At 62.6% G+C, this 22,029-nt stretch carries 18 protein-coding genes; all 18 read left to right on the top strand.

The window, feature by feature from the left end; translation table 11 throughout:
• Positions 1-18: 18 nt before the first annotated feature.
• The 18 genes from CXQ94_RS20095 to CXQ94_RS20180 all read left to right on the top strand — a co-directional run bounded on the left by CXQ94_RS20095 (position 19) and on the right by CXQ94_RS20180 (position 21,994).
• Positions 19-1,686 carry a UDP-N-acetylmuramoyl-L-alanyl-D-glutamate--2,6-diaminopimelate ligase gene (locus tag CXQ94_RS20095; RefSeq protein ID WP_104092373.1) on the top strand — a complete coding sequence of 556 codons (1,668 nt, stop codon included), beginning with the start codon at positions 19-21 and terminating at the stop codon, positions 1,684-1,686.
• 6 nt (positions 1,687-1,692) lie between these two features.
• Positions 1,693-3,204, top strand: coding sequence for a UDP-N-acetylmuramoyl-tripeptide--D-alanyl-D-alanine ligase (murF, locus tag CXQ94_RS20100; protein ID WP_104092374.1), 1,512 nt, complete (start codon positions 1,693-1,695; stop codon positions 3,202-3,204).
• Positions 3,201-4,313, top strand: a complete 1,113-nt coding sequence (gene mraY, locus CXQ94_RS20105; protein ID WP_104092375.1) for a phospho-N-acetylmuramoyl-pentapeptide-transferase — start codon at positions 3,201-3,203, stop codon at positions 4,311-4,313. The genes murF and mraY overlap by 4 nt, the downstream gene beginning before the upstream one ends.
• Positions 4,310-5,857, top strand: a complete 1,548-nt coding sequence (gene murD, locus CXQ94_RS20110) for a UDP-N-acetylmuramoyl-L-alanine--D-glutamate ligase (protein WP_258067271.1) — start codon at positions 4,310-4,312, stop codon at positions 5,855-5,857. The genes mraY and murD overlap by 4 nt, the downstream gene beginning before the upstream one ends.
• A complete protein-coding gene (ftsW, locus tag CXQ94_RS20115) occupies positions 5,857-7,173 on the top strand; it encodes a putative lipid II flippase FtsW (RefSeq protein WP_258067272.1) in 1,317 nt (438 codons plus the stop codon). Before murD ends, ftsW begins: the two co-directional genes overlap by 1 nt.
• The gene (gene murG, locus CXQ94_RS20120; RefSeq protein ID WP_104092377.1) at positions 7,170-8,294 is read left to right on the top strand and encodes an undecaprenyldiphospho-muramoylpentapeptide beta-N-acetylglucosaminyltransferase; all 1,125 of its coding nucleotides are present in this window, start codon (positions 7,170-7,172) and stop codon (positions 8,292-8,294) included. The genes ftsW and murG overlap by 4 nt, the downstream gene beginning before the upstream one ends.
• Complete coding sequence (murC, locus tag CXQ94_RS20125; RefSeq protein ID WP_104092378.1) at positions 8,291-9,778, top strand: UDP-N-acetylmuramate--L-alanine ligase; 1,488 nt, start codon at positions 8,291-8,293, stop codon at positions 9,776-9,778. Before murG ends, murC begins: the two co-directional genes overlap by 4 nt.
• Positions 9,771-10,985 carry a cell division protein FtsQ/DivIB gene (locus CXQ94_RS20130; RefSeq protein ID WP_104092379.1) on the top strand — a complete coding sequence of 405 codons (1,215 nt, stop codon included), beginning with the start codon at positions 9,771-9,773 and terminating at the stop codon, positions 10,983-10,985. The genes murC and CXQ94_RS20130 overlap by 8 nt, the downstream gene beginning before the upstream one ends.
• Before the next feature lie 237 nt (positions 10,986-11,222).
• Positions 11,223-12,398 (top strand): cell division protein FtsZ, encoded by a 1,176-nt coding sequence (gene ftsZ, locus CXQ94_RS20135; RefSeq protein WP_104092380.1) that lies wholly within the window; start codon positions 11,223-11,225, stop codon positions 12,396-12,398.
• A gap of 69 nt (positions 12,399-12,467) precedes the next feature.
• Complete coding sequence (locus tag CXQ94_RS20140; protein WP_258067273.1) at positions 12,468-13,199, top strand: polyphenol oxidase family protein; 732 nt, start codon at positions 12,468-12,470, stop codon at positions 13,197-13,199.
• A 19-nt stretch (positions 13,200-13,218) separates the two neighbouring features.
• Positions 13,219-13,971, top strand: a complete 753-nt coding sequence (locus CXQ94_RS20145; RefSeq protein ID WP_104092382.1) for a YggS family pyridoxal phosphate-dependent enzyme — start codon at positions 13,219-13,221, stop codon at positions 13,969-13,971.
• 73 nt (positions 13,972-14,044) lie between these two features.
• Positions 14,045-14,572 carry a cell division protein SepF gene (locus CXQ94_RS20150; protein ID WP_104092383.1) on the top strand — a complete coding sequence of 176 codons (528 nt, stop codon included), beginning with the start codon at positions 14,045-14,047 and terminating at the stop codon, positions 14,570-14,572.
• 153 nt (positions 14,573-14,725) lie between these two features.
• On the top strand, positions 14,726-15,016 hold the full coding sequence (locus tag CXQ94_RS20155; protein WP_104092408.1) for a YggT family protein: 291 nt from the start codon (positions 14,726-14,728) through the stop codon (positions 15,014-15,016).
• 147 nt (positions 15,017-15,163) lie between these two features.
• The gene (locus tag CXQ94_RS20160; RefSeq protein ID WP_104092384.1) at positions 15,164-15,835 is read left to right on the top strand and encodes a DivIVA domain-containing protein; all 672 of its coding nucleotides are present in this window, start codon (positions 15,164-15,166) and stop codon (positions 15,833-15,835) included.
• A 208-nt stretch (positions 15,836-16,043) separates the two neighbouring features.
• Positions 16,044-16,571 (top strand): signal peptidase II, encoded by a 528-nt coding sequence (gene lspA, locus CXQ94_RS20165; RefSeq protein ID WP_258067275.1) that lies wholly within the window; start codon positions 16,044-16,046, stop codon positions 16,569-16,571.
• A complete protein-coding gene (locus tag CXQ94_RS20170) occupies positions 16,564-17,487 on the top strand; it encodes an RluA family pseudouridine synthase (RefSeq protein ID WP_104092386.1) in 924 nt (307 codons plus the stop codon). Before lspA ends, CXQ94_RS20170 begins: the two co-directional genes overlap by 8 nt.
• Positions 17,488-17,807: 320 nt before the next feature.
• Positions 17,808-21,377, top strand: coding sequence for a DNA polymerase III subunit alpha (gene dnaE, locus CXQ94_RS20175; RefSeq protein ID WP_104092387.1), 3,570 nt, complete (start codon positions 17,808-17,810; stop codon positions 21,375-21,377).
• 38 nt (positions 21,378-21,415) lie between these two features.
• Positions 21,416-21,994, top strand: coding sequence for a hypothetical protein (locus CXQ94_RS20180; RefSeq protein WP_104092388.1), 579 nt, complete (start codon positions 21,416-21,418; stop codon positions 21,992-21,994).
• Positions 21,995-22,029: the final 35 nt, after the last annotated feature.

A 22,029-nucleotide genomic window follows, 5' to 3' on the forward strand; every position in this document is an offset into this window, starting at 1 on the left:
GATACTTACATGAAAGAAATGAATTCAGTGCAACAGCCAGCGACCGGCTCAGATTCCACGCCCTTGACCGCGAGCCAACCGCGCCCCACCCAGCATCACGCCGTCGCACTTGAGAGTGTTTTGGCCCTCTCCGGTGCCGTGAACAACGGAACCCCCGCCAACCCGCAGGTCAGTGGTGTCAGCCTGGATTCACGCAGCATCGTGGGCGGGGATTTGTATATTGCGCTCCCCGGCGCCCACACACACGGCGCCCGTTTTGCCGCCGCCGCCATTGCTGCCGGTGCCGTTGCAGTCCTGACTGACCACGACGGCGCTCACCTCTTGGCTGACTCCCTCCCCGTGCCTGTGCTCAGCTGCGCGGACCCGAGGGCAGTGACAGGGGCTGTTGCGTCCCTGATATACGGCACGGCCGAGACCACCATGCCGCTCTTCGCGGTGACGGGGACGAACGGCAAGACCACCACCACGTACTTTTTGAACTCTTTGTTGCAGGCGATGGGCAAAACCACCGGGTTGATTGGCACCATTGAGATTCTGGCCGGTGATGAGCCCATTCCCAGCAAACTGACCACGCCCGAATCCACCGATGTTCATGCGCTGCTGGCCCTCATGGCCGAGCGCGGCCTGGATGCTGCCTCCATGGAGGTCTCCTCGCATGCGCTGGCTTTTGGCAGGGTCGATTCGGTCGTTTTCGACATGGCCGGCTTTACCAACCTGACCCAGGACCACCTGGACCTGCACGGGGGCATGGAAGGATACTTTGCCACCAAGGCACAGTTGTTCACTCCAACACGGAGCCGCCACGCCGTGGTGACTGTCGACGACGACTGGGGCCGCCGACTGGCCACAGAGTCAACCGTCCCCACGGTAACCTTAGTGACCCGGCCCAGTGACACGCCCTCCACCGGGAACGAACACGATGCCCCGAACTGGCAGGTCAGCGGCATCCAGCGCGACGGTGTTGGCTCCCGGTTTGAACTCCACGGCCCCCAAGGTGCCCTCTTGCGGGTGCGCACGGGCCTCCCGGGTGACTTCAACATCTCCAACGCCGCTCTGGCCGTGGTCATGGTCGCCGAGCAGGGATTTGTGAACGCACCCCGCGGTGAGGTCCTGGCCACTTTGGCGCAGGTTCTTGCCGCGCATGACCCCTTCACCGTTGACGTGCCCGGCCGCATGCAGCTCATCGGCGCTTCCCCTGTCGCCGTGGTGGACTTTGCCCACAACCCGGACGCACTGGCCCGGGCACTGGAGGCCGTCCGGTCCGAGACGCCAGGATCGCGTGTCATCGTAGTCTTCGGGGCCACGGGGGAGCGCGACGCCACCAAACGCCCCATCATGGGTGCCATTGCGGTCCAGGGTGCCGATGTGGTGATTGTCACCGACGATGATCCTCACAATGAGGCCCCCGCCGCCATCAGGGCCGACGTCCTGGCCGGTGCCCGTGAAGCCAATGAACGTCTCGGTTTAGGGAGGGTCATTGAAGAATTTGATCTGCGCGCCAGCGCCATTGTGCGGGCCGTGGAGCTTGCCGGCCCCGATGACACCATTTTGGTGGCCGGGCGCGGCCATGAAATTTACCAAGAGGTCATGGGTGTCAACATCGCCCTGGACGATCGGGAAGAACTACGCCGTGCCCTCACACGTTTTGGATTCCCGATTGCTTCCGCGAGCAGGATAGAGTCTTAAACCGACATGATTGAATTTTCAGCGGCACAAATCGCCACGCTCTGCAATGGTCGGCTTTCCACCGGCACCAACCCCGAAACCCTCATTGATGTGGCCAAGATTGTCACTGATTCTCGAGACAGCGTTCCCGGCGCCCTGTACGTGGCGAAATCGGGGGAGCACGCCGACGGGCACGATTTCATCCCGGCGGCTTTCGCCGCAGGTGCCGTTCTGGCCCTGTCCGAACGTGAGGTGGCCCTCGATCAGGGCAGCGCCCCGTCCCCTGCGCTGTATCCCGCCGTGATCGTCGAGGACGCAATCCTTGCCATGGGGGCCCTAGCAACAGCCGTGGTGCGCCGCATCCGCGCCCATTCCCCGCTGACCGTCATCGGCATCACCGGTTCAGCTGGGAAGACAACCACCAAGGACCTGCTGGCTGGCATCCTGGAACCGCTGGGTCCCACGGTGGCACCCATTGGCTCCTACAACGGTGAAGTGGGTGTGCCACTGACGGTCTTTAGGGCCGACGCTGACACCAGGTACCTCGTCATTGAGATGGGCGCCACCAAGATCGGACACATCTCCTACCTTTCCCAGCTGGTGGAACCCGACATCGGCGTGGTCCTCTGCGTGGGTAGCGCCCACGCCGGAGAATTCGGTTCCATCGACAACATCGCTGCGGCCAAGGGCGAACTTGTCCAGGCACTGCCAGCCGCCGGAACAGCCATCCTGAACTTCGACGACTCCCGGGTACGCGCCATGGCTGCCCGCGCCACCGCACCGGTCACCTACTTCTCAAGTGCCGACGCTCAGGAAACCGCCACGGTCCGCACCGTCCAAGCCCGCAATGTGCGCACCACGGACGGCAACCCGGAGTTTGACCTGATCTTCCCCGGAGAAACTGACACATATCCCGTCCGCAGCAAGCTCCTGGGCCTGCATCACGTGACTAACCTGCTTGCAGCCGCCACGGCGGCCCACGCGGCAGGGGCAACCCCGGAACAGATCGTGGCCTCACTGAACAATCAGGGTGCCGTGAGCCGGTACCGGATGGAACGCACCGAACGTGACGATGGCGTCACGGTGATTAACGACGCTTACAACGCCAACCCGGAATCCATGCGTGCGGCATTGCGCACACTGGCAGAGCTGGGGGCAGGCGGCACCCGACGCACCTGGGCTGTGCTGGGGGAGATGCTCGAACTGGGTGAGAACTCGATTCTGGAACACGACGCAGTGGGAAGGGTGGCCGTCAGGCTTAACATCTCCCGGCTCATCGTGGTGGGGACACCGGCGCGTGCCATGCATGTGGGCGCCGTCATGGAAGGATCCTGGGGGGACGAATCAATGTTTGTCCCGGATGTTCAGGCAGCCTACGAACTGCTTGAGAGGGAACTTGCCCCTGGCGACATCGTCCTGGTTAAGTCCTCTCGGGATGCCGGACTGCGGTTCCTAGGGGATCGGATAGCATTGCCTTCCAAGAGCACGCACGAGAACTCACAAACTTCCAACCCTGGTGAAAGGACCCAACAGCCATGATCGCTTTGCTTATTGGCGCCGGTCTGGCCCTGGCCTTTGCCATGATTGGGACGCCGCTGTTTATCCGGTTCCTGGTCAAGAAGGGGTACGGGCAGATCATCCGGGATGACGGCCCCACCACGCACCAGGTCAAGCGCGGCACACCCACCATGGGCGGCACAGTGGTGGTGGGCGCCGTGGTGGCTTCCTACTTCATCACGCACCTGATTATCTGGCTGCTCAACCCCAACTCCGAGGGCCCCACGGCATCCGGGCTATTGATGATCTTCCTCATGGTGGGTCAGGGCCTGGTTGGTTTCCTGGATGACTTCCTGAAGATTTCCAACCAACGCAGCCTGGGCCTTGACGCCAAGGGGAAACTGATTGGACAAGCGGTCATCGGCATCGCCTTCGCCGTGATGGCACTCGGGTTCCCGGACAGTAACGGCAGAACCCCTGCCAGTACGTTCATCTCCTTTGCCCGGGACATTCCGTCCCTGAACCTGGCCTTTGCCGGTGCCGGGCTGGGCGTAGTGCTCTTTGTTATCTGGTCAAACCTGATCATTGCCGGAACCACCAACGGCGTGAACCTCACCGATGGCCTGGACGGGCTGGCCACAGGTGCCGCCATTCTGGTCTTCGGCGCGTACACCTTGATCGGCCTGTGGCAGACAAGCCAGGCCTGCGGCTCCCGCAAGGTCCCCTCGGAGGCTGTTTGCTACGAGGTTCGCGACCCGTTGGACCTTTCCCTGATCGCCGTCATCATGTTTGCCGCACTCATTGGCTTCCTGTGGTGGAACACCGCACCAGCGAAGATCTTCATGGGCGACACCGGCTCCCTGGCAATCGGCGGGGCCATCGCTGGATTCGCCATCTTGTCCCGCACCGAAATCCTGCTGTTCATCATTGGCGGACTGTTTGTGCTGATCACCTGTTCCGTCATCATTCAGGTGGGCTTCTTCAAACTCTCCAAGGGCAAACGCGTGTTCTTGATGGCACCACTGCAACACCACTTTGAGCTCAAGGGCTGGGCGGAAGTAACGGTGGTTGTCAGGTTCTGGATCCTCGCCGGGCTCATGGTGGCTCTCGGGCTGGGTGCTTTCTACGCTGAATGGATAGTTCGACTGTGACACAAACTGCTGCAAACCGTCTGGCATCACTGACCACCTGGGATTCCGACTGGTCGGGCCTGAGGGTGGTTGTCACAGGCATCACCAAAACCGGTTTCTCCGTCGCCGACACCCTTGCGGAGCTCGGTGCCAAGGTGGTGGTGGTGGCTTCCTCGAACGACGACGCCGCCCGCCAAGCCGCAGATACCTTGAGGATTGTTGGTGTTGCCGACGTCATCCTGGGCGAGGCTACCTCCACCGTCTTGCCCTTGGTCGAGGGTGAAAGGGCCGAACTGGTGGTGACGAGCCCCGGCTACAAGCCCAGCCACCCCTTGCTGGCCGCCGCCGCAGATGCGGGTATCCCCATTTGGGGTGATGTGGAACTGGCCTGGCGTGTACGCACCAAGGCCGGCCGGAAAACTGCCGAGTGGATAACCATTACAGGCACCAACGGCAAAACCACCACCACCACCATGGTGGAGGCGATGCTGCAGGCCGCCGGGCGGCGTGCCATTGCCGCTGGCAACATCGGCACCCCCATCCTGGACGCCGTGCGCGACCCGGAAGGCTATGACGTCCTCGCCGTGGAACTGTCCACGTTTCAGCTGCACTGGACAGAATCGATCCAGGCCGTTGCCAGTGTGTGCCTGAACCTGGCCGAGGACCACGTCGACTGGCACGGCAGCTTCGCCGCCTACGCTGCGGACAAAGCCAAGATCTACAGCCACACCAAGATTGCCTGCGTCTACAACGCCGAACAAATTGAAACCGAACGCATGGTCGAAGAAGCAGACGTGCAAGAGGGCTGCCGGGCTGTCGGATTCACCACGGGAATGCCTGCCATCAGCATGGTGGGTGTGGTGGAAGGTCTTCTCGTTGACAGGGCGTTCATCCCCGAACGCAAGGACTCCGCCGTCGAACTGGCCCATGTCAGCGACATAGGGGATCTGGTTCCCCGGCATCTGGTGGCCAACGCCGCCGCAGCAGCAGCCCTGGTACGCGCCTATGGGCTGGAGGCCGCGGATATCCGGGCCGGACTGCAGGCCTATGAAAACGGTGATCACCGCATCCAGGCCGTGGCCAAGGCCGGCGGTGTGCTGTGGGTTAACGACTCCAAGGCCACCAACCCACATGCCGCTTCAGCTTCGCTTTCCGCCTTTAACCCGGTGGTCTGGATTGCCGGCGGGTTGTCAAAGGGCGTTGACTATGACGAGCTGGTTACGGCCCACGCGCAGCGGCTGAAGGCCGTGGTGTTGATCGGTGAGGACACTACAGCCCTGGCCGGTGCGTTGGCGCGACACGCACCAAATGTGCCGGCCATCGAGACGGGCAAGGGCCACACTGGCAAGGAAGGGGCAGGCAGTTCTCCCATCTTTGGTGATGCTGTTATGGCCCAGGCAGTGGCAGCAGCGGCTGAAATTGCCGCCGATGGTGACACCGTCCTCATGGCTCCGGCATCGGCATCCATGGATCAATTTTCTTCATACGCCCACCGCGGTCAAGCGTTCATCGACGCAGTGCGGGAGTTGTTGGAACGACGGGCGAGCGCCAACAAGGAGTCATAGTGGCCAAGACGCCGGCAGTACCCGGAACATCCGCCAAGCGCGGCACCAAGTCCGGTCCCGTTCAGGACTCCGCCGCCAAGGCAGAGAAGCGGACCGCGGAACCGCAGCTGGCCAGCGAACCTTCCGGGCCCGAAACCGTTGGCAAGGGCAGCAAACCTGGCCGCTGGAACCGGTTCAGGAGGCGTGTCGACTCCTTGGCAGGCCGCCCAAGTGCCGCCTACTACTGGATTATTGGCACCACCGTGGCCTTGACCAGCATCGGATTGATGACAGTTCTGTCCGCCTCGGCGGCAGAGTCCATCTCGGCCGGGGTGGACCCGTACTCGCTTTTCATCAAAGAGAGCACTTTTGCCGCCGTCGGCCTGGTGCTGATGATGGCGCTGTCCTTTGTGCGCCCGGCAGGACTGAAAAAACTGGCCTGGCCCGGCCTCATTATTTCCGGCGGGCTCTTGGTGCTTGTCGTCTTCACCCCCCTGGGCGTGAACGTTGGCGGTAATACGAACTGGATCAACTTTGGGGCCGGCATCCAGTTCCAGCCCTCCGAGGCGGCCAAGCTGGCACTGGCGCTGTGGATGGGCTTGATCCTCTCCCGCAAGGGCGAACTGGTCAAGGAATGGCGGCATACCATCGTCCCGGTAGTCCCGGTAGGCGTCATCATGGTGGGCCTGATCCTGGGCGGGCACGACCTCGGCACCGCCGTCATTGTCATGGCGGTAGTGGGTGCGGGGCTGTTCTTTGGCGGAGCCAGCATGAAGGTCCTGGTGCCCTCGGTGCTGGGTGGCCTGCTTGCCGCCGTGCTCCTGGCGGCCTTGAGCGGCAATAGGACCTCGCGGCTGTCCGGCTGGATGGGCAATTGCAGCGCCGACCTGGGTTTGTGTGACCAGGCCCAAAACGGCCTCTATGCCCTCGCCTCCGGCGGATGGTTTGGTGTGGGCCTGGGCCAGAGCAGGCAGAAGTGGAGCTGGATCCCTGAGGCTCACAATGACTTCATCTTCGCCATCCTCGGCGAGGAACTGGGCCTGCTGGGCACCCTGGTCATCATTGCCCTCTACGGCGTGATGGCGTTTGCGATCTTCCGCGTCATCATGAAGCGCAACGACACCTTTGCCCGGGTAGTCTGTGGCTCCATCCTGACCTGGATCATCGGCCAGGCATTCGTGAACATCGCCATGGTGACCGGGCTCCTGCCCGTCATCGGTGTTCCCTTACCCTTGATTTCCTACGGTGGCAGCGCCCTGGTGGTGGTGCTGGCCGCCATTGGCGTAGTCCTCTCCTTTGCCCGTGAAGAACCCGAAAGTGCCTCGATTCAAAAATGACAAACAACACCAACACCCCGGCGCTTTCCGTGGTCCTGGCTGGCGGCGGCTCGGCCGGCCACGTCAGCCCGTTGCTGGCCATCGCCCACGCGATCCGGGCACAGAGCCCCGACGCAGCCATTCTGGCAGTGGGCACCAGGGACGGCTTGGAGACGCGGCTTGTGCCAGCTGCAGGATTTGAACTGACCACGATCGAGCGCATTCCCATGCCCCGACGTCCCTCGGTGGACCTGCTGAAGTTGCCGCTGCGCATGCGCCGGGCCATCGCCAACGCCAAGGAGATCCTGCATACGGCAAACGCCGACGTGCTGGTGGGTGTGGGTGGCTACGTCTGCACACCCATGTACCTGGCGGCCAAATCGCTTGGCGTGCCCATCGTCATTCACGAGGCCAACACCAAGGCTGGCCTGGCCAACAAGGTTGGTGCCCGGTACACCGACTTCGTGGGCACGGCTTTTGCCGCGACCAAGATCCGCAACGCGCACGTGGTGGGCATGCCTATGCGGGCCGCGGTGGCCGGCCTGGACCGGGCCGCAGCCCAGGCCGGGGCGCGTGGGCGTCTCGGTCTTGCCGCCGACCTCCCCACCCTGATCGTCACGGGAGGCTCCCTGGGTGCCCTCAACCTGAATAAGGCCGTGGCGGGCGCCGTGAACGCTCTGGGGCAGGCCGGCATTCAGACCTTGCACATCACCGGCAACGGGAAGTCCGTCAAGGGTGACGACGGCGGTTTGCTCACCGCCCCGCTGTACCGTCAGCTTGAGTACGTTGACGCCATGGAGGACGCTTACGCCGCAGCCGATCTGCTGTTGTGCCGCTCGGGTGCCGGGACGGTGTCCGAGGTGGCCGCCGTCGGGCTTCCGGCAGTATTTGTGCCACTGCCCGTGGGCAACGGCGAACAGGCCCGCAACGCCGCCGGACTCGTGGCCGCGGATGCGGCACTGCTGGTGGCGGACGCTGACCTGAGCGCGACATGGATCGTTGAGAATGTTCTGCCGCTGTGCCTGAATCCGGCGCGGCTGGCCGACATGTCTGCCAAAGCGGCCGGGCTAGGCATCAAGGACGCCGCCGAACGCATGGCAGAGATGGTATTTGCGGCCAGTGGAAAGCAGGCATCGGCATGAGCAACGCGCCAACACCGTATGAGGCGCCAACCTTGGCAGAGCTGGGCCGCGTGCACTTCGTGGGAATCGGCGGCGCCGGCATGTCAGCGATCGCACGCATCATGCTGGGCCAGGGCGTGCCCGTCAGCGGATCCGACGCTAAGGCTTCCACCGGGGTCAACGAGCTGGCCGCCCTGGGTGCCGTGGTTCATCTGGGCCACGCGGCCCAAAACGTGGCAGAAGCCGACACCCTGGTGGTCTCCACTGCCATCCGGGCCGACAACCCGGAACTTGTGGCGGCGCAGCAGGCCGGGCTGCGCATCTTGCACAGGTCCCAGGCACTGGCCGCCGCCATGTCCACCGATGCGGTGGTCGCCGTCGCCGGCACGCACGGGAAAACCACCACAACGTCCATGATCACCGTCATGCTCCATGGATCCGGTGTTGACGCCTCCTTTGCCGTGGGCGGGACTGTGCAGTCCCTAGGCGTAAACGCGGCGCACGGGAACGCCCCGGTGTTCGTTGCCGAGGCCGACGAATCCGATGCCTCCTTCCTGAACTACCGGCCGCAGATCGCCGTGGTTACCAACCTTGAGGCCGACCATCTGGACCGCTACGGGACGGCGGAGGCTGTCTTTGCCGCGTTTGAGGCGTTTGTGTCACTGCTCCCGGCCGACGGCGTGCTGGTGGCCTGTGCCGACGACGCCGGATCCGCCGAGCTGGCCCGCAAGGCCCGCGTAGCCGGGAAACGTGTGGTGACCTATGGCTTCGGCGAGGGTGCCGATATCCGACTGGTGGCCGGCTCCGGCGACGGGCTGCACAGCGAAACCACCGTGATCCTCCCCGTCGATACGGCCGGGGCGGGGGCTTCCGCCGCAACGGTCGGCAAGTCATTGCACCTACAAGTACCCGGCGCGCACAACATCAGCAACGCTGCCGCGGCCGTGGCCGTCGCCCTTGAACTGGGAATCGACGTCGACGCCGCCCTCGCCGCACTGGGAACCTTCAACGGTGCCGCGCGCCGCTTCGAAGCAAAGGGGGAGGGGCGTGGGGTTCGGGTCTTTGACGACTACGCTCACCACCCCACGGAAGTGACGGCGGCGCTCAAGGCTGCACGTACTGTAGCTGCAGGTCACAAGGTGCACGTCCTCTTCCAGCCGCACCTGTTCTCCCGAACCCGCGAATTCGCCGCCGAGTTCGCCCTGGCACTGGACTTGGCAGACACCGTGGCTGTGCTGGACATCTATCCTGCCCGTGAAGATCCGATTCCCGGGGTCACCAGCACGCTCATCACCGAGCTCCTGAACGTTCCTATCGGTTACGCACCGGACCCGGCCGCGGCCGTGTATGCCCTGACCGCCGGTGCCAGCTCAGGGGACATCATCCTCACGGTGGGAGCCGGAGACGTCACGGACTATGGGGCCGAACTTCTCGCAGCACTCCAAACCCCCGACGGCGGCACTCCTGCCGCCGATCGCGCCGCCGGAGATGGCGCACATGGCTGAGCCACGGCGACCACGCGTCATCCGGTCACGACCCGGAGCTGCACCCGTTCCACCAGCCCCGCCTGCCCAAGCGGAGCCGGAACCTAGTTCGCAGCAGACGCCCACCCCGGAAGCCATCAATCCGGGCAAAGCGGGCGGGGTTCGCACCACCAGTGGCAAGGTCACGCTCACGCCCCTGCCTCAAGGCACGGCAACGCCTAGTGCGGATACCACTGCCGCGGCCAAACGAGTCAGCGCAAAGGTTACGGTGTCGACCATTGACGCTCCATCCAGCGACGAAGTGCAGGCTACTAGCGAACCGGTCACCGGCGGCGGCTTGGCCCCCAATAAGTCCAAGGCTGCCAAGCCCAAGGGCAAGAAGTCCTTTCGGGTGCCCTTTACCAAGGGTGCTACCGGAACGGACACGAAGACGGCGCTCGAGGATACGGCACCTGCCGCCAAGAAGCCCGACTCGGAGGCGGGCGCACGTATTTTGGCGTTCCCTGTCCCTTTGCACAAGCGACGCCGAAAGCGCGTTTTGCTCGCGATGGCCGGCACCGCCGTCGTACTTGCTGTGATCATGGCAACGGCGCTATTCTCGCCCGCACTGGCAGTGAAAACGGTCACCTTTGACGGTCTCAAACTGGTCCCCGATGCCACCATGCAGGCCGCGGTGGCGCCCTTGATCAACAAGCCCCTGCCACAAGTGACGCAAAAAGAGGTTTCGGCGTTGCTCGCCGGTGTGCCGCAGATCAAGAGTTCGAGCATTGAGGCCAGGCCGCCGTCCACCTTGCTGATCCATGTTGTGGAGCGGATACCGGTGGCACTGTTGAAGAACGGCGACGAGTACATTCTGGTTGACCAGGATGGCGTGAAGCTCGGTGCCACGGCAGACCCCACAAGCGTGGCCGTGCCCCTGATTGACGGCGGAACGGCTGTCATTGGCAAGGACACCTTTGTGGCGATGACGGCGGTGTTGGCCACGCTTCCACAATCGGTGCTGGGCAAGTTGGCCAGCGCGAGCGCCACCTCCCCTGATGCCGTGGAGCTTCAGCTTTCCGATGGTCGATTGGTGGTGTGGGGAAATGCCTCGGACATGGAACTCAAGGCCCAGGTCCTGGATGCCCTGCTGACTGCGCCCGCTCCCACCGCGGAACCGGGAAAGCTCGAGCCTGCACCCGTACGGGTGTACGACGTCAGCGCCCCCCGCCATCCTGTGACACGCTAGTGGGGTCGCCAGGCGTGGTTAAAGTAGGATTTATAGCGGATTCTTTTCGACACGCGGGGCCGGTTATTGCATGCGGCTCCGATGCACCATAACGTCACTGAGAAGAGTTAGTTGACATAACTATAACCTTCAACTTGAAGGTTAAGCTGGCAAGGTTCAAGTACCGGTTGAACCCGCACGGCGAGGCAAGACCCCCACCAGAACCTAGAAGTACGATACGAACAAGGGACACTTAACGTGGCAGCACCCCAGAATTACTTGGCAGTCATCAAGGTCGTCGGCATCGGCGGTGGCGGCGTAAATGCAGTGAACCGCATGATTGACGTGGGCTTGCGCGGCGTTGAGTTCATCGCCATTAACACTGATGCCCAGGCACTGCTGATGAGTGACGCCGACGTCAAGCTCGACGTCGGACGCGAACTCACCCGCGGCCTCGGCGCCGGCGCCAACCCCGACGTCGGACGCCAGGCGGCAGAAGACCACCAGGACGAGATCGAAGAGGTGCTTCGCGGTGCCGACATGGTGTTCGTGACCGCCGGCGAAGGCGGCGGCACCGGAACCGGTGGCGCGCCCGTCGTGGCCCGCATCGCCCGCACCTTGGGCGCGCTGACCATCGGCGTTGTCACGCGCCCCTTCACCTTCGAGGGCCGCCGCCGCGCCACCAGCGCCGACAGCGGCATCGAGGCCCTGCGCGATGAGGTTGACACCTTGATCGTGATCCCCAACGACCGCCTGCTCTCCATCAGCGACCGCAACGTCTCCGTCCTTGAGGCTTTCCGTTCCGCTGACCAGGTGCTGCTCTCGGGTGTTCAGGGCATCACCGACCTCATCACCACCCCTGGCCTGATCAACCTCGACTTTGCCGACGTGAAGTCCGTGATGCAGGGCGCTGGCTCGGCGCTGATGGGCATTGGTTCGGCCCGCGGTGAGGACCGTGCCGTCAAGGCCGCGGAGCTGGCCATTGCCTCCCCGCTGCTGGAAGCCTCGATCGACGGCGCCCACGGCGTGCTGCTCTCCATTCAGGGTGGCTCCGATCTTGGCCTGTTCGAGATCAACGAAGCTGCCCGCCTGGTGCAGGAAGTGGCCCACCCCGAGGCCAACATCATCTTCGGTGCCGTCATTGACGACGCCCTGGGTGATGAGGTTCGCGTAACGGTTATCGCCGCAGGCTTCGATTCTCCCGACACAGCCGCCGATACCAAGGAGAAGGCCGCCGCACCGGCAGCCCCTCCGGTTCCGGCCGCCGTGCCGTCCACGGGGGCTACGGTGACCAACCTGAACCAGTGGGGTCAGCAGAGCACCTCCAACGTTCCCAACGACGGCGGTTTTGACGTTGAGCTGCCGGCCATCGTTGAGCCCGATCTCACCGGCCACCGTGCCGATGACCTGGACGTGCCCGACTTCCTGAAGTAGACCCTCGACAATGATTGGCCAGGTTGCGTAGTGCTGTGGTTTTGTGAAGAAGTCCGCCCAGGAATTTGGGTGGGATTCACCGATACCCTCACCGGCAACCTGGCCTTTCACGTAGGGGATGACCCTCAGAGCGTCACCGCCGCGCGCACGGGGCTGGACGCGCACCTCACGGAGTTGGCCGGTGCCGCTGCCCCAGTGCGGTTGCAGTACATGGACCAGGTGCATGGACGTGAGGTGGCTGTCATGGTGGATACTTCCGCTGCCCACCATGCGCATGAATCCGTCCCAACCGCGGACGGAATGGTGAGCAGCTCCGCCAGCTTGGCGGTGATGGTTGCCGATTGTGTGCCCCTGGTCTTTGTCGGCACCACGGCCCAAGGGGACGCGGTTCTCGGCGTCGCCCACGCCGGACGTCCCGGCGTGGAGGCCGGCGTCGTGGCGGCCACCGTCGCCGAACTTCGCCAGGCCGGGGCCGTTTCGCTGCAGGCATGGCTCGGTCCCAGCGTATGCGGGCGTTGCTACGAAGTTCCCGAGGCAATGCGTACGGAGGTCGCCGCCGGGACGCCGGCAGCCTACTCCACCACCTCTTGGGGGACTCCGGCACTAGACCTGCCAGCCGCCGTCGTCAGTCAACTGGATGACTTGGGCGTGCCGGTCAACGACCTTGGCGTGTGCACCTTGGAGCACCCGGAGTTCTTCTCGCACCGACGCGCGGTCCGCGACCACGAAACCGAGGGCCGGTTCGTGGGATTCGCAGCCAGGGCACACCCCGACCACCAGCCAGCCCTTCCAGTACGTTAGCCACTAAGGACAAGTACCGATGAACACCCTGGACGCCCGTGCCCTCCAGCTGCAGGCGAACCTCCAGCAGGTCACCGACCGTATTCAGCGCGCCACCGCCGCCGCGGGCAGGAACCAGCAGCCCACCTTGATCGTGGTCAGCAAATTTCACCCGGCACTTGACGTCATACGCCTGCGCACCCTTGGCGTGGCAGATGTGGGGGAGAACCGCGACCAAGAAGCAGCAGCCAAAGCACTGGCAGTGTCAGACCCCGCCCTTCGCTGGCACTTTATCGGACAACTCCAGAAGAACAAGGCCAAATCGGTGGTGCAATACGCCCATTCCGTGCACTCACTGGATCGAGCCTCGGTGATCACCGCGCTGGGCAAAGCGATGCTCACCCAGCAGGAAGCCACCGGCCGGGCGGCGCTGGAATGCTATGTCCAAGTCGACCTTTCGGAGACCGGACCCCGTTCGGCGGAAATCGAGGCGGCTGGGCCAGGTGCCCGAGGCGGGGCGGCCCCGGCTGATGTGCTCCAACTGGCGGACCTCATCGCATCCACCAGCGGGCTGACCCTCGCGGGTGTCATGGCGGTGGCCCCCCTGGGAGGGGACGCCGGCGCAGCTTTCGAACTCCTTACCGGCATCTCAGCCTCACTGGTTCAGCAGCACCCCCAGGCGAGCGGAATCTCTGCCGGCATGAGTCACGATTTGGAACAGGCGATCGCGGCCGGGGCGACACACCTGCGTGTCGGTTCCGATATACTCGGCCCCCGTCCCGCCGTGGGGTAGCGTTTTAGCTGTTGGCAACAACATGCACGCCCGCAACCCCCACCCGTAAGAGCAGACTAATGAGGAGCTAACCATGGCTGGCGCTCTGCGCAAGACAATGATCTATCTTGGGCTCGCCGATGGTGACGAGCACTACGATGCCGAGCAGGCCCCGAGCGTTCACAAGGGCGAAGAACCCCATGTGGACTACGACAGGGAACCCGTAGCAACGCCGGCACCTGTTGCCGAGCCCGTAGCGCCGAAGGCGGGCGACGAAGAATACCGGGCACCGGTGACCCCCATCAAGCGTGCCGCATCAAATCGGGAAGAGGCTGCAAGCTTGCGTCAAATCACAACTGTTCACCCCCGCTCATACAATGACGCCAAGATCATCGGCGAGAGCTTCCGTGACGGAATCCCTGTCATTATGAATGTGACCGACATGGGCGAGGCAGATGCCAAGCGGCTCGTGGACTTCTCCGCAGGTCTCGTCTTTGGCTTGCGCGGCTCCATCGAGCGCGTCACCAACAAGGTTTTCTTGCTCTCGCCGTCGTACATTGAGGTTTTGGGCGATGACAAGAAGCTCTCCGACACCCAGGCAAGCTTCTTCAACCAGAGCTAGCGTCTGTCATTATTGAACAAATTCGCATTGCCCGGGCACTTTGTGTCCGGGCAATGCGTTATATACGGTACCGGCGAAATAAGTCGTTATTGTTAATTAGCTGGGGTTCCCAACCCTCGCCTCAGCCATCGTCTAGGGAATGTGAACACGTCCGTGCCAATTGTTTTTGGACTGCTCTATCTGCTGCTCCTGCTCTACTTCCTCACGCTCATGATCCGGCTGGTCTTTGACTGGATCCAGGTTTTTTCCCGTGATTGGCGTCCGCGAGGCGCAGCTTTGGTTGCAGCTTCCTTCATTTACCGGCTGACCGACCCGCCGTTGCGCAAGCTTCGGGCGCTGATCCCACCCCTGCGAATCGGCAACGTGGCCCTAGACATTGGCTTCTTGTTGTTGCTGGTTGCAGTGGGTATTGGGATGAGCCTCACAAGGAATTTGGCAATTTAGCGTCGCGCCGTTAGTTTTCAACGGCGAAAAGTTATATTGTAAAAAGCGATAGAACCTATGTACAGATCGCTAGATATGTATTCGGTACCGAAGTTGGGGAAGGCCTCGTGCCGTTTCCGAACTCGCCACGACCAATGAGGTGACTAGATGGCGCTTACGCCAGAAGACGTTGTCAACAAGCGGTTCCAGCCGACCAAGTTCCGTGAAGGCTACGACCAGGACGAAGTCGACGACTTTCTTGACGAGATCGTCGTTGAATTGCGCAGACTGCATCAGGAAAATGATGACCTGCGCAAGAAGCTTGCGGAATACGCATCCAACGGCGGGGCTGTTCCGACAGCCGCATCGCCGTTGCTTGCCAAGGCTCCCGAAGTTGAAGAGCCGGTAAAGGTTGCCCCCGAGCAGCCGGTAGTTGCAGAGCCCGTTGTAGAGGCCGCCCCGGTGGTCGAAGCTGTTGCAGCCCCGGCGCCGGTCGCCGCTGCCAGTGGTGCAGAGTCTGCTGCTGGCGTTCTCGCCATGGCACAGAGACTGCACGACGAGTACGTCAACGCAGGTGTTGAGCAGCGCGATAAGATCATCGCCGAAGCTCAGATCGAGGCCAGCTCCTTGGTCAACGACGCCCAGGAGAAGAGCCGTAAGACGCTTGGTGCCCTGGAGCAGCAGCGTTCGGTGCTTGAGCGCAAGGTCGAGCAGTTGCGCGGCTTTGAGCGTGACTACCGCTCACGCCTGAAGACGTACATCGAAGGCCAGTTGCGTGATCTGGATGTCCGCGGTTCCGTGGCAGCTCCGGATTTCTCTGAAGGCAGTTCCGAGTCCTAAGGACAACGGACTGGGGGTCGGCGGCGTGGGAATTCCCGCACCGCCGACCTTTGTTGTTAACGAAGGTGCTTGGCCGGGCCAGGAACCGCAAGACCACCACTAAAGTGAAAGTGTTATGAGCGACGACTCTTTGCAGGATCCAGCCTCCATTGCGCACGACGGCGGCACCCTCGATACCGGCCGGTCTTCCCGGCGCTGGACTTTTGTCATGATTTTCGCCGGATTCGCCGCTTTGGCGTATGTTTGCGACCAGCTGACCAAAATCTGGGTTACCTCCACCATGGTGGAGGGGCAAAAAACGCCCGTCATCCCCGGAATCCTGCAGTGGTACTACATTCGCAACTCCGGTGCCGCCTTCTCCATTGGTGAGAATTTCACCTGGCTGTTCACATTGATCATGGCCGCCGTGGCAGTGTTCATTGTGGTGATCGCCCGGCGCATCGGCTCAGTCTGGTGGGCTATCGGCCTGGGATTGTTGCTTGGCGGCGCACTGGGCAACCTCACCGACCGGCTGTTCCGTCCGCCGTCGTTCGGCATGGGTCACGTGGTTGACTTCATCTCCTTCCCCAACTTCGCCATCTTCAACATGGCCGACATGGGTGTGGTGGGTGGCGTCATCACCATCTGTATTCTGACTCTTGTTGGCGTGCCCTTGAACGGAAAAAAGCTTGAGCCCGTCGCCGAGTCAAGCCCCACCCTTGAGATCGACCCCGAAACTGGTACAGACAATGACTGAAACATTCACCGTCCCCGAGGAAGCAGCCGGAACGCGGGTGGATGCTGCGCTGGCGTCGCTGCTGGGAATTTCGCGGGCCACCGCCGCTCTGCTGTGTTCCGAGGGCAATGTCCTGCAAAATGGTGTGGCCGTTGGAAAGTCCGACAAATTCAAAACCGGTGCCAGCGTCCAGGTAACCATTCCCGAACGAACCAACCCGCTCACCGTGGTTATCGAACCCGTTGAGGGCCTGAATATCCTGCTCGACGACGACGATTTCGTGATCGTCGATAAGCCGGTGGGCGTGGCCGCCCATCCGTCACCGGGCTGGGTTGGTCCCACCGTGGTGGGCGGCCTGGCGGCTGCCGGCTTCGGCATCTCCACGTCGGGTTCACCCGAACGGGTGGGCATTGTTCACCGTCTTGACGTTGGCACTTCCGGCGCCATGGTGGTGGCCAAAACCGAACACGCATACACAGTACTGAAGCAGGCGTTTAGGGAACGCACCGTGAAGAAGGTCTATCACGCCATGATTCAGGGCCTCCCCGACCCCCTGGAGGGCACCATTGACGCGCCCATCGGCAGGCACCCCGGGCACGATTGGCGGTTCGCCGTCATTGAGGGCGGGCGACCCTCCGTGACCCACTACGAGGTGCTGGAGGCATTCGGCAAGGCGTCTTTGGTGGAAGTCCACCTGGAAACCGGCCGGACACATCAGATCCGCGTCCACTTCTCCGCCCTGCGTCATCCCTGTGTTGGAGACCTTACCTATGGTGCGGATCCGCGCCTTGCGGCCGAACTTGGATTGACCCGGCAGTGGTTGCACGCCCAAACACTCGGGTTCACGCATCCCTCAACGGGGGAGTGGGTTGAGGTGTCCAGCCCGTACCCGCAAGATCTCAGTTATGCCCTGGAGCACCTGCGCGACGGCCACTAGCCCCAACGCCGTATCACTTTTGGTCGTGTTTCGACCAACGCCGTATCACTTTTGGTCGTGTTTCGACCAACGCCGTATCACTTTTGGCTCGATTTCTGCAGACGCGGTATCACCTTTGGAGCCTTAAAGCGGAACGCCTTCTCACCCGGTGGGAGGGCGTTCCGCCGTTTGGCGCCAAAGGTGATACTGGGTTGGGCTGTTTGGCGCCAAAGGTGATACCGGGTTGGGCTGGACGGCGCCAAAGGTGATACGGGGTGTGGGTGGGGAGTGGCACCCGAAATTGGGTCTGGGCACTCAGGCGGCCACCGTAGAATGGTGCGGTGGCTAGCTCATCGACTGACAGTTTTGTCCATCTTCACACGCACACCGAATACTCCATGCTGGACGGTGCCGCGCGCCTAACGGAGCTCTTCGAGGAGACCAACCGCCTGGGCATGCCGGCGCTGGCCACCACCGATCACGGCTACCTGTTCGGGGCCTTTGACTTCTGGCAAAAGGCCACCGACGCCGGTGTCAAGCCGATCATCGGCGTGGAGGCATACGTCACCCCGGGCACCGCCCGGACCGACAAGACCCGTGTGAAGTGGCGCACCGACGAGAGCCAGCGCAAGGACGACGTCTCCGGCGGTGGCTCCTACACACACATGACCCTGCTCAGCTATAACAATCAGGGCATGCGCAACCTGTTCAGGGCCTCCTCGCTGGGTTCCCTCGACTCGCCCATGGGCAAGTACCCGCGCCTTGACCGGGAACTGCTCAACCAGTACCACCCCGGCCTGATCGCCACCACGGGATGCCCGTCCGGAGAGGTTCAAACCCGTCTCCGCCTGGGCCAGTACAGCGAGGCCAAGGCTGCGGCGTCGGAATTCCAGGACATCTTCGGCAAGGAAAACTATTTCTGTGAGCTCATGGACCATGGGCTGGACATTGAGCGGCGCGTCACCAAGGACTTGCTCAAGCTTGCCAAGGAACTAGACATTCCGCTGCTGGCCACCAATGACCTGCACTACACGCATGAGCATGACGCTAAGGCTCACGAGGCCCTGCTGGCCCTGCAGTCCGGCTCCACCCTCAGCGAGCCGACCTACGACAACGGCGGTTCCCGTTTCGCGTTCTCCGGCAGCGGCTACTACCTGAAGTCCCCGGCGGAAATGCGCCAACTGTTCGCCGAAATCCCGGACGCCTGCGATAACACCTTGCGCATTGCCGAACGGTGCGATGTCTCCTTCAACACCAACGCCAACTACATGCCCAAGTTCCCGTGCCCGCCGGGTGAGGATGAGAATTCCTGGCTGGTCAAGGAAGTGGATGCCGGGCTGAAGTTCCGCTACCCGGGCGGTATTCCGGACAAGGTTCGCGAGCGGGCGGACTACGAGCTCGGTGTCATTATCAACATGGGGTTCCCGGGCTACTTCCTGGTGGTGGCCGACTTCATCAACTGGTCAAAGAACAACGGGATCCGCGTGGGTCCCGGTCGTGGTTCAGGTGCCGGTTCCATGGTGGCCTACGCCATGCGCATCACCGACCTCGACCCCATCTTGCACGGGCTGATCTTTGAGCGTTTCTTGAACCCCGAGCGCGTCTCCATGCCCGACTTTGACGTCGACTTCGATGATCGTCGCCGGCATGAGGTCATCAAGTATGTGACCGAGAAGTACGGCGACGAGCGGGTGGCCATGATTGTCACCTACGGTTCCATCAAGACCAAGCAGGCGCTCAAGGATTCCTCCCGCGTCCTGGGCCACCCCTTCAGCATGGGCGAGACGCTCACCAAGGCGCTGCCGCCTGCCGTCATGGCCAAGGACATCCTGCTCGCCGACATTGAAAACCCGAAGGCCAAGCGCTACGGCGAGGCCGGAGATTTCCGGGCCCTGCTGCTCAGCGACCCCGAAGCCGCCAAGGTCTTTGAACTCTCTAAGGGTTTGGAAGGGCTCAAGCGCCAGTGGGGTGTGCATGCCGCCGGTGTGATCATGAGCTCGGATCCCATCATCGATGTCATCCCGATCATGCGCCGCTTCCAGGACGGCCAGGTGATCACTCAGTTTGACTACCCGACCAGTGAAGGCCTGGGGCTGATCAAGATGGACTTTTTGGGGTTGCGAAATCTCACCATCATCACCGACGCCCTGGAGAACATCAAGGCGAACCAGGGTATTGATCTCGACCTGGAACTGCTGGCGCTCGACGACGCCGAATCCTACGAGCTCATGGCCCGTGGGGACACGCTGGGCGTTTTCCAGCTCGACGGCGGACCCATGCGGTCCCTGCTCAAGCTCATGCGCCCCGACAACTTTGAAGACATTTCTGCCGTCCTGGCCCTGTACAGGCCAGGCCCCATGGGTGCGGACTCGCACACCAACTACGCCCTGCGCAAGAACGGCCTCCAGCCCATCACCCCCATTCACCCGACGCTGGAGGAACCTCTCGCCGAAATTCTGGGCGGCACCTACGGTTTGATCGTGTACCAAGAGCAGGTCATGTCCATTGCGCAGAAGCTGGCTGGCTACTCGCTGGGCCGGGCCGACATTTTGCGCCGTGCCATGGGTAAGAAGAAGAAGTCCGAGCTGGACAAGCAGTACGAGGGCTTCCATCAGGGCATGTTGGACAATGGCTACACCGACGAGGCTGTTAAGACCCTCTGGGCCATCCTGTTGCCGTTCTCCGACTACGCCTTCAACAAGGCTCACTCCGCCGCCTATGGCGTCATCAGCTACTGGACGGCGTATCTGAAGGCGCACTTCCCGGCCGAATATATGGCGGCGCTGCTGACCAGCGTGGGCGATGACAAAGACAAGTCGGCCCTGTACCTGAATGAGTGCCGGCACATGGGCATTACGGTGCTGGCCCCTGATGTCAACGAATCCGCCTTGAACTTCACCCCTGTGGGCAAGGACATCCGCTTCGGCATGGGCGCCATCCGCAATGTTGGCTCCAACGTGGTCAACGCGCTGGTGGAATCCCGTGCGGAGAAGGGGAACTTTGAGAACTTCTCCGACTTCTTGATGAAGGTCCCTGCCGTGGTGTGCAACAAGCGCACCATCGAATCCCTGGTCAAGGCTGGTGCCTTCGACTCGCTGGGCCACGCCCGCCGTGCCCTGGCCATGATTCACGAAGAAGCCATCGATTCCGTCATCACGCTCAAGCGCAACGAGGCCGTGGGCCAGTTTGACCTGTTTGCCGGCTTGGGCGGGGACGACGCCGAGCCCGACTCCGCATTGATCACCGAGATCCCTGACCTGCCGGAGTGGGAGAAGAAGGACAAGCTCGCCTTTGAACGCGACATGCTGGGGCTGTACGTTTCCGATCATCCGTTGCAGGGCTTGGAAGGGATCCTGAGCCAGAACGCGGACATGTCCATCACCCAGGTGCTCTCCGATGATGGCCCCCAAGACGGCCACATCATCACCATCTCCGGGATGATCACCAGCCTGCAGCGCCGTATTGCCAAAAGTAGCGGAAACCCGTACGCCCGTTGCGAGGTTGAGGACTTGGGCGGCTCGGTTGAGGTCATGTTCTTTGGCCAGGTCTACGGACCCATCGCCACCATCCTGGCGGAGGACCTCATTGTGGTGATCAAGGGTCGCCTGCAAAAGCGCGACGACGGCGCCATCACCCTCAACGCCATGGAACTTTCCGTTCCTGACCTCAGCGAGGGACTGGCCGGTCCGCTGGTGATCCACATGCCCGAACACAAGGCCACCGAGCCGGTGCTGATTGCGCTCAAGGACGTGCTGGACACTCACAAGGGAAACACCGAGGTCAAGATGCACCTCAGCGGAACCCGGAGCGTGAAGGTCATGAAACTGCCGCTACACCACCGGGTTAACCCGACTCCTGCCCTCTTTGGTGACCTGAAAGTCCTCCTGGGACCAACCTGCCTTGAAGGGTGAGTGGCGCTGTTGCCGTGCGGAGACGTTAAGGTTGGACAATGAGTGAAATCCAGCCCCAGGGCGCCACGCCAGCCACGACCGGCCCTGCGGGAACGTACCCACCCAACGCCTACGCGCAAAGCGTCCCGGCAGAGCTGACGCAGGCACCGGCGGCCACATGGCGGCGTTGGTTCCTCCTGACCGCCGCTGCCGGTGTTCTCGTAGGCCTTGCCTGGTGGCTGGCAGCACCCGGCGGGGCGTTTTACGGCGATGGCAAGGACTACACCATCTGGTTTGGCCGGGATATGGTGCTCGCCGGGCTGGGTGTGCTGGCCGGCCTGGTAACCGCCGGGTTGTTGCTATGGGCAGCCGCCAAGCAGGACTATGACAAGCACTCCACCGCACGTTTCCTGGCCGCCATGGCCGGGGCCGTCCTTGGCTCGGTCATCGCCTGGCGCATAGGCGTGTTCGCCGGGGACCTGTTTGCCACCCCGCCGGCCAACATGGCCAATCCCAGCATCGTGTTTTCCCTGCGCTCACCCTCGGTCATGGTGTTCTGGCCCCTGGTCACTGCCGCGGTGGTCTTCCTCTACCGACTGGTGGCTTACCTGGCCCGCCCCAGCCCCTCCGGCAACTAGTAGGCCGTACCGGCGCCGGTGCTCGAGGTCACCAA

It is taken from the genome of Arthrobacter sp. GMC3, assembly GCF_002929305.1.
Classification (GTDB): domain Bacteria; phylum Actinomycetota; class Actinomycetes; order Actinomycetales; family Micrococcaceae; genus Specibacter.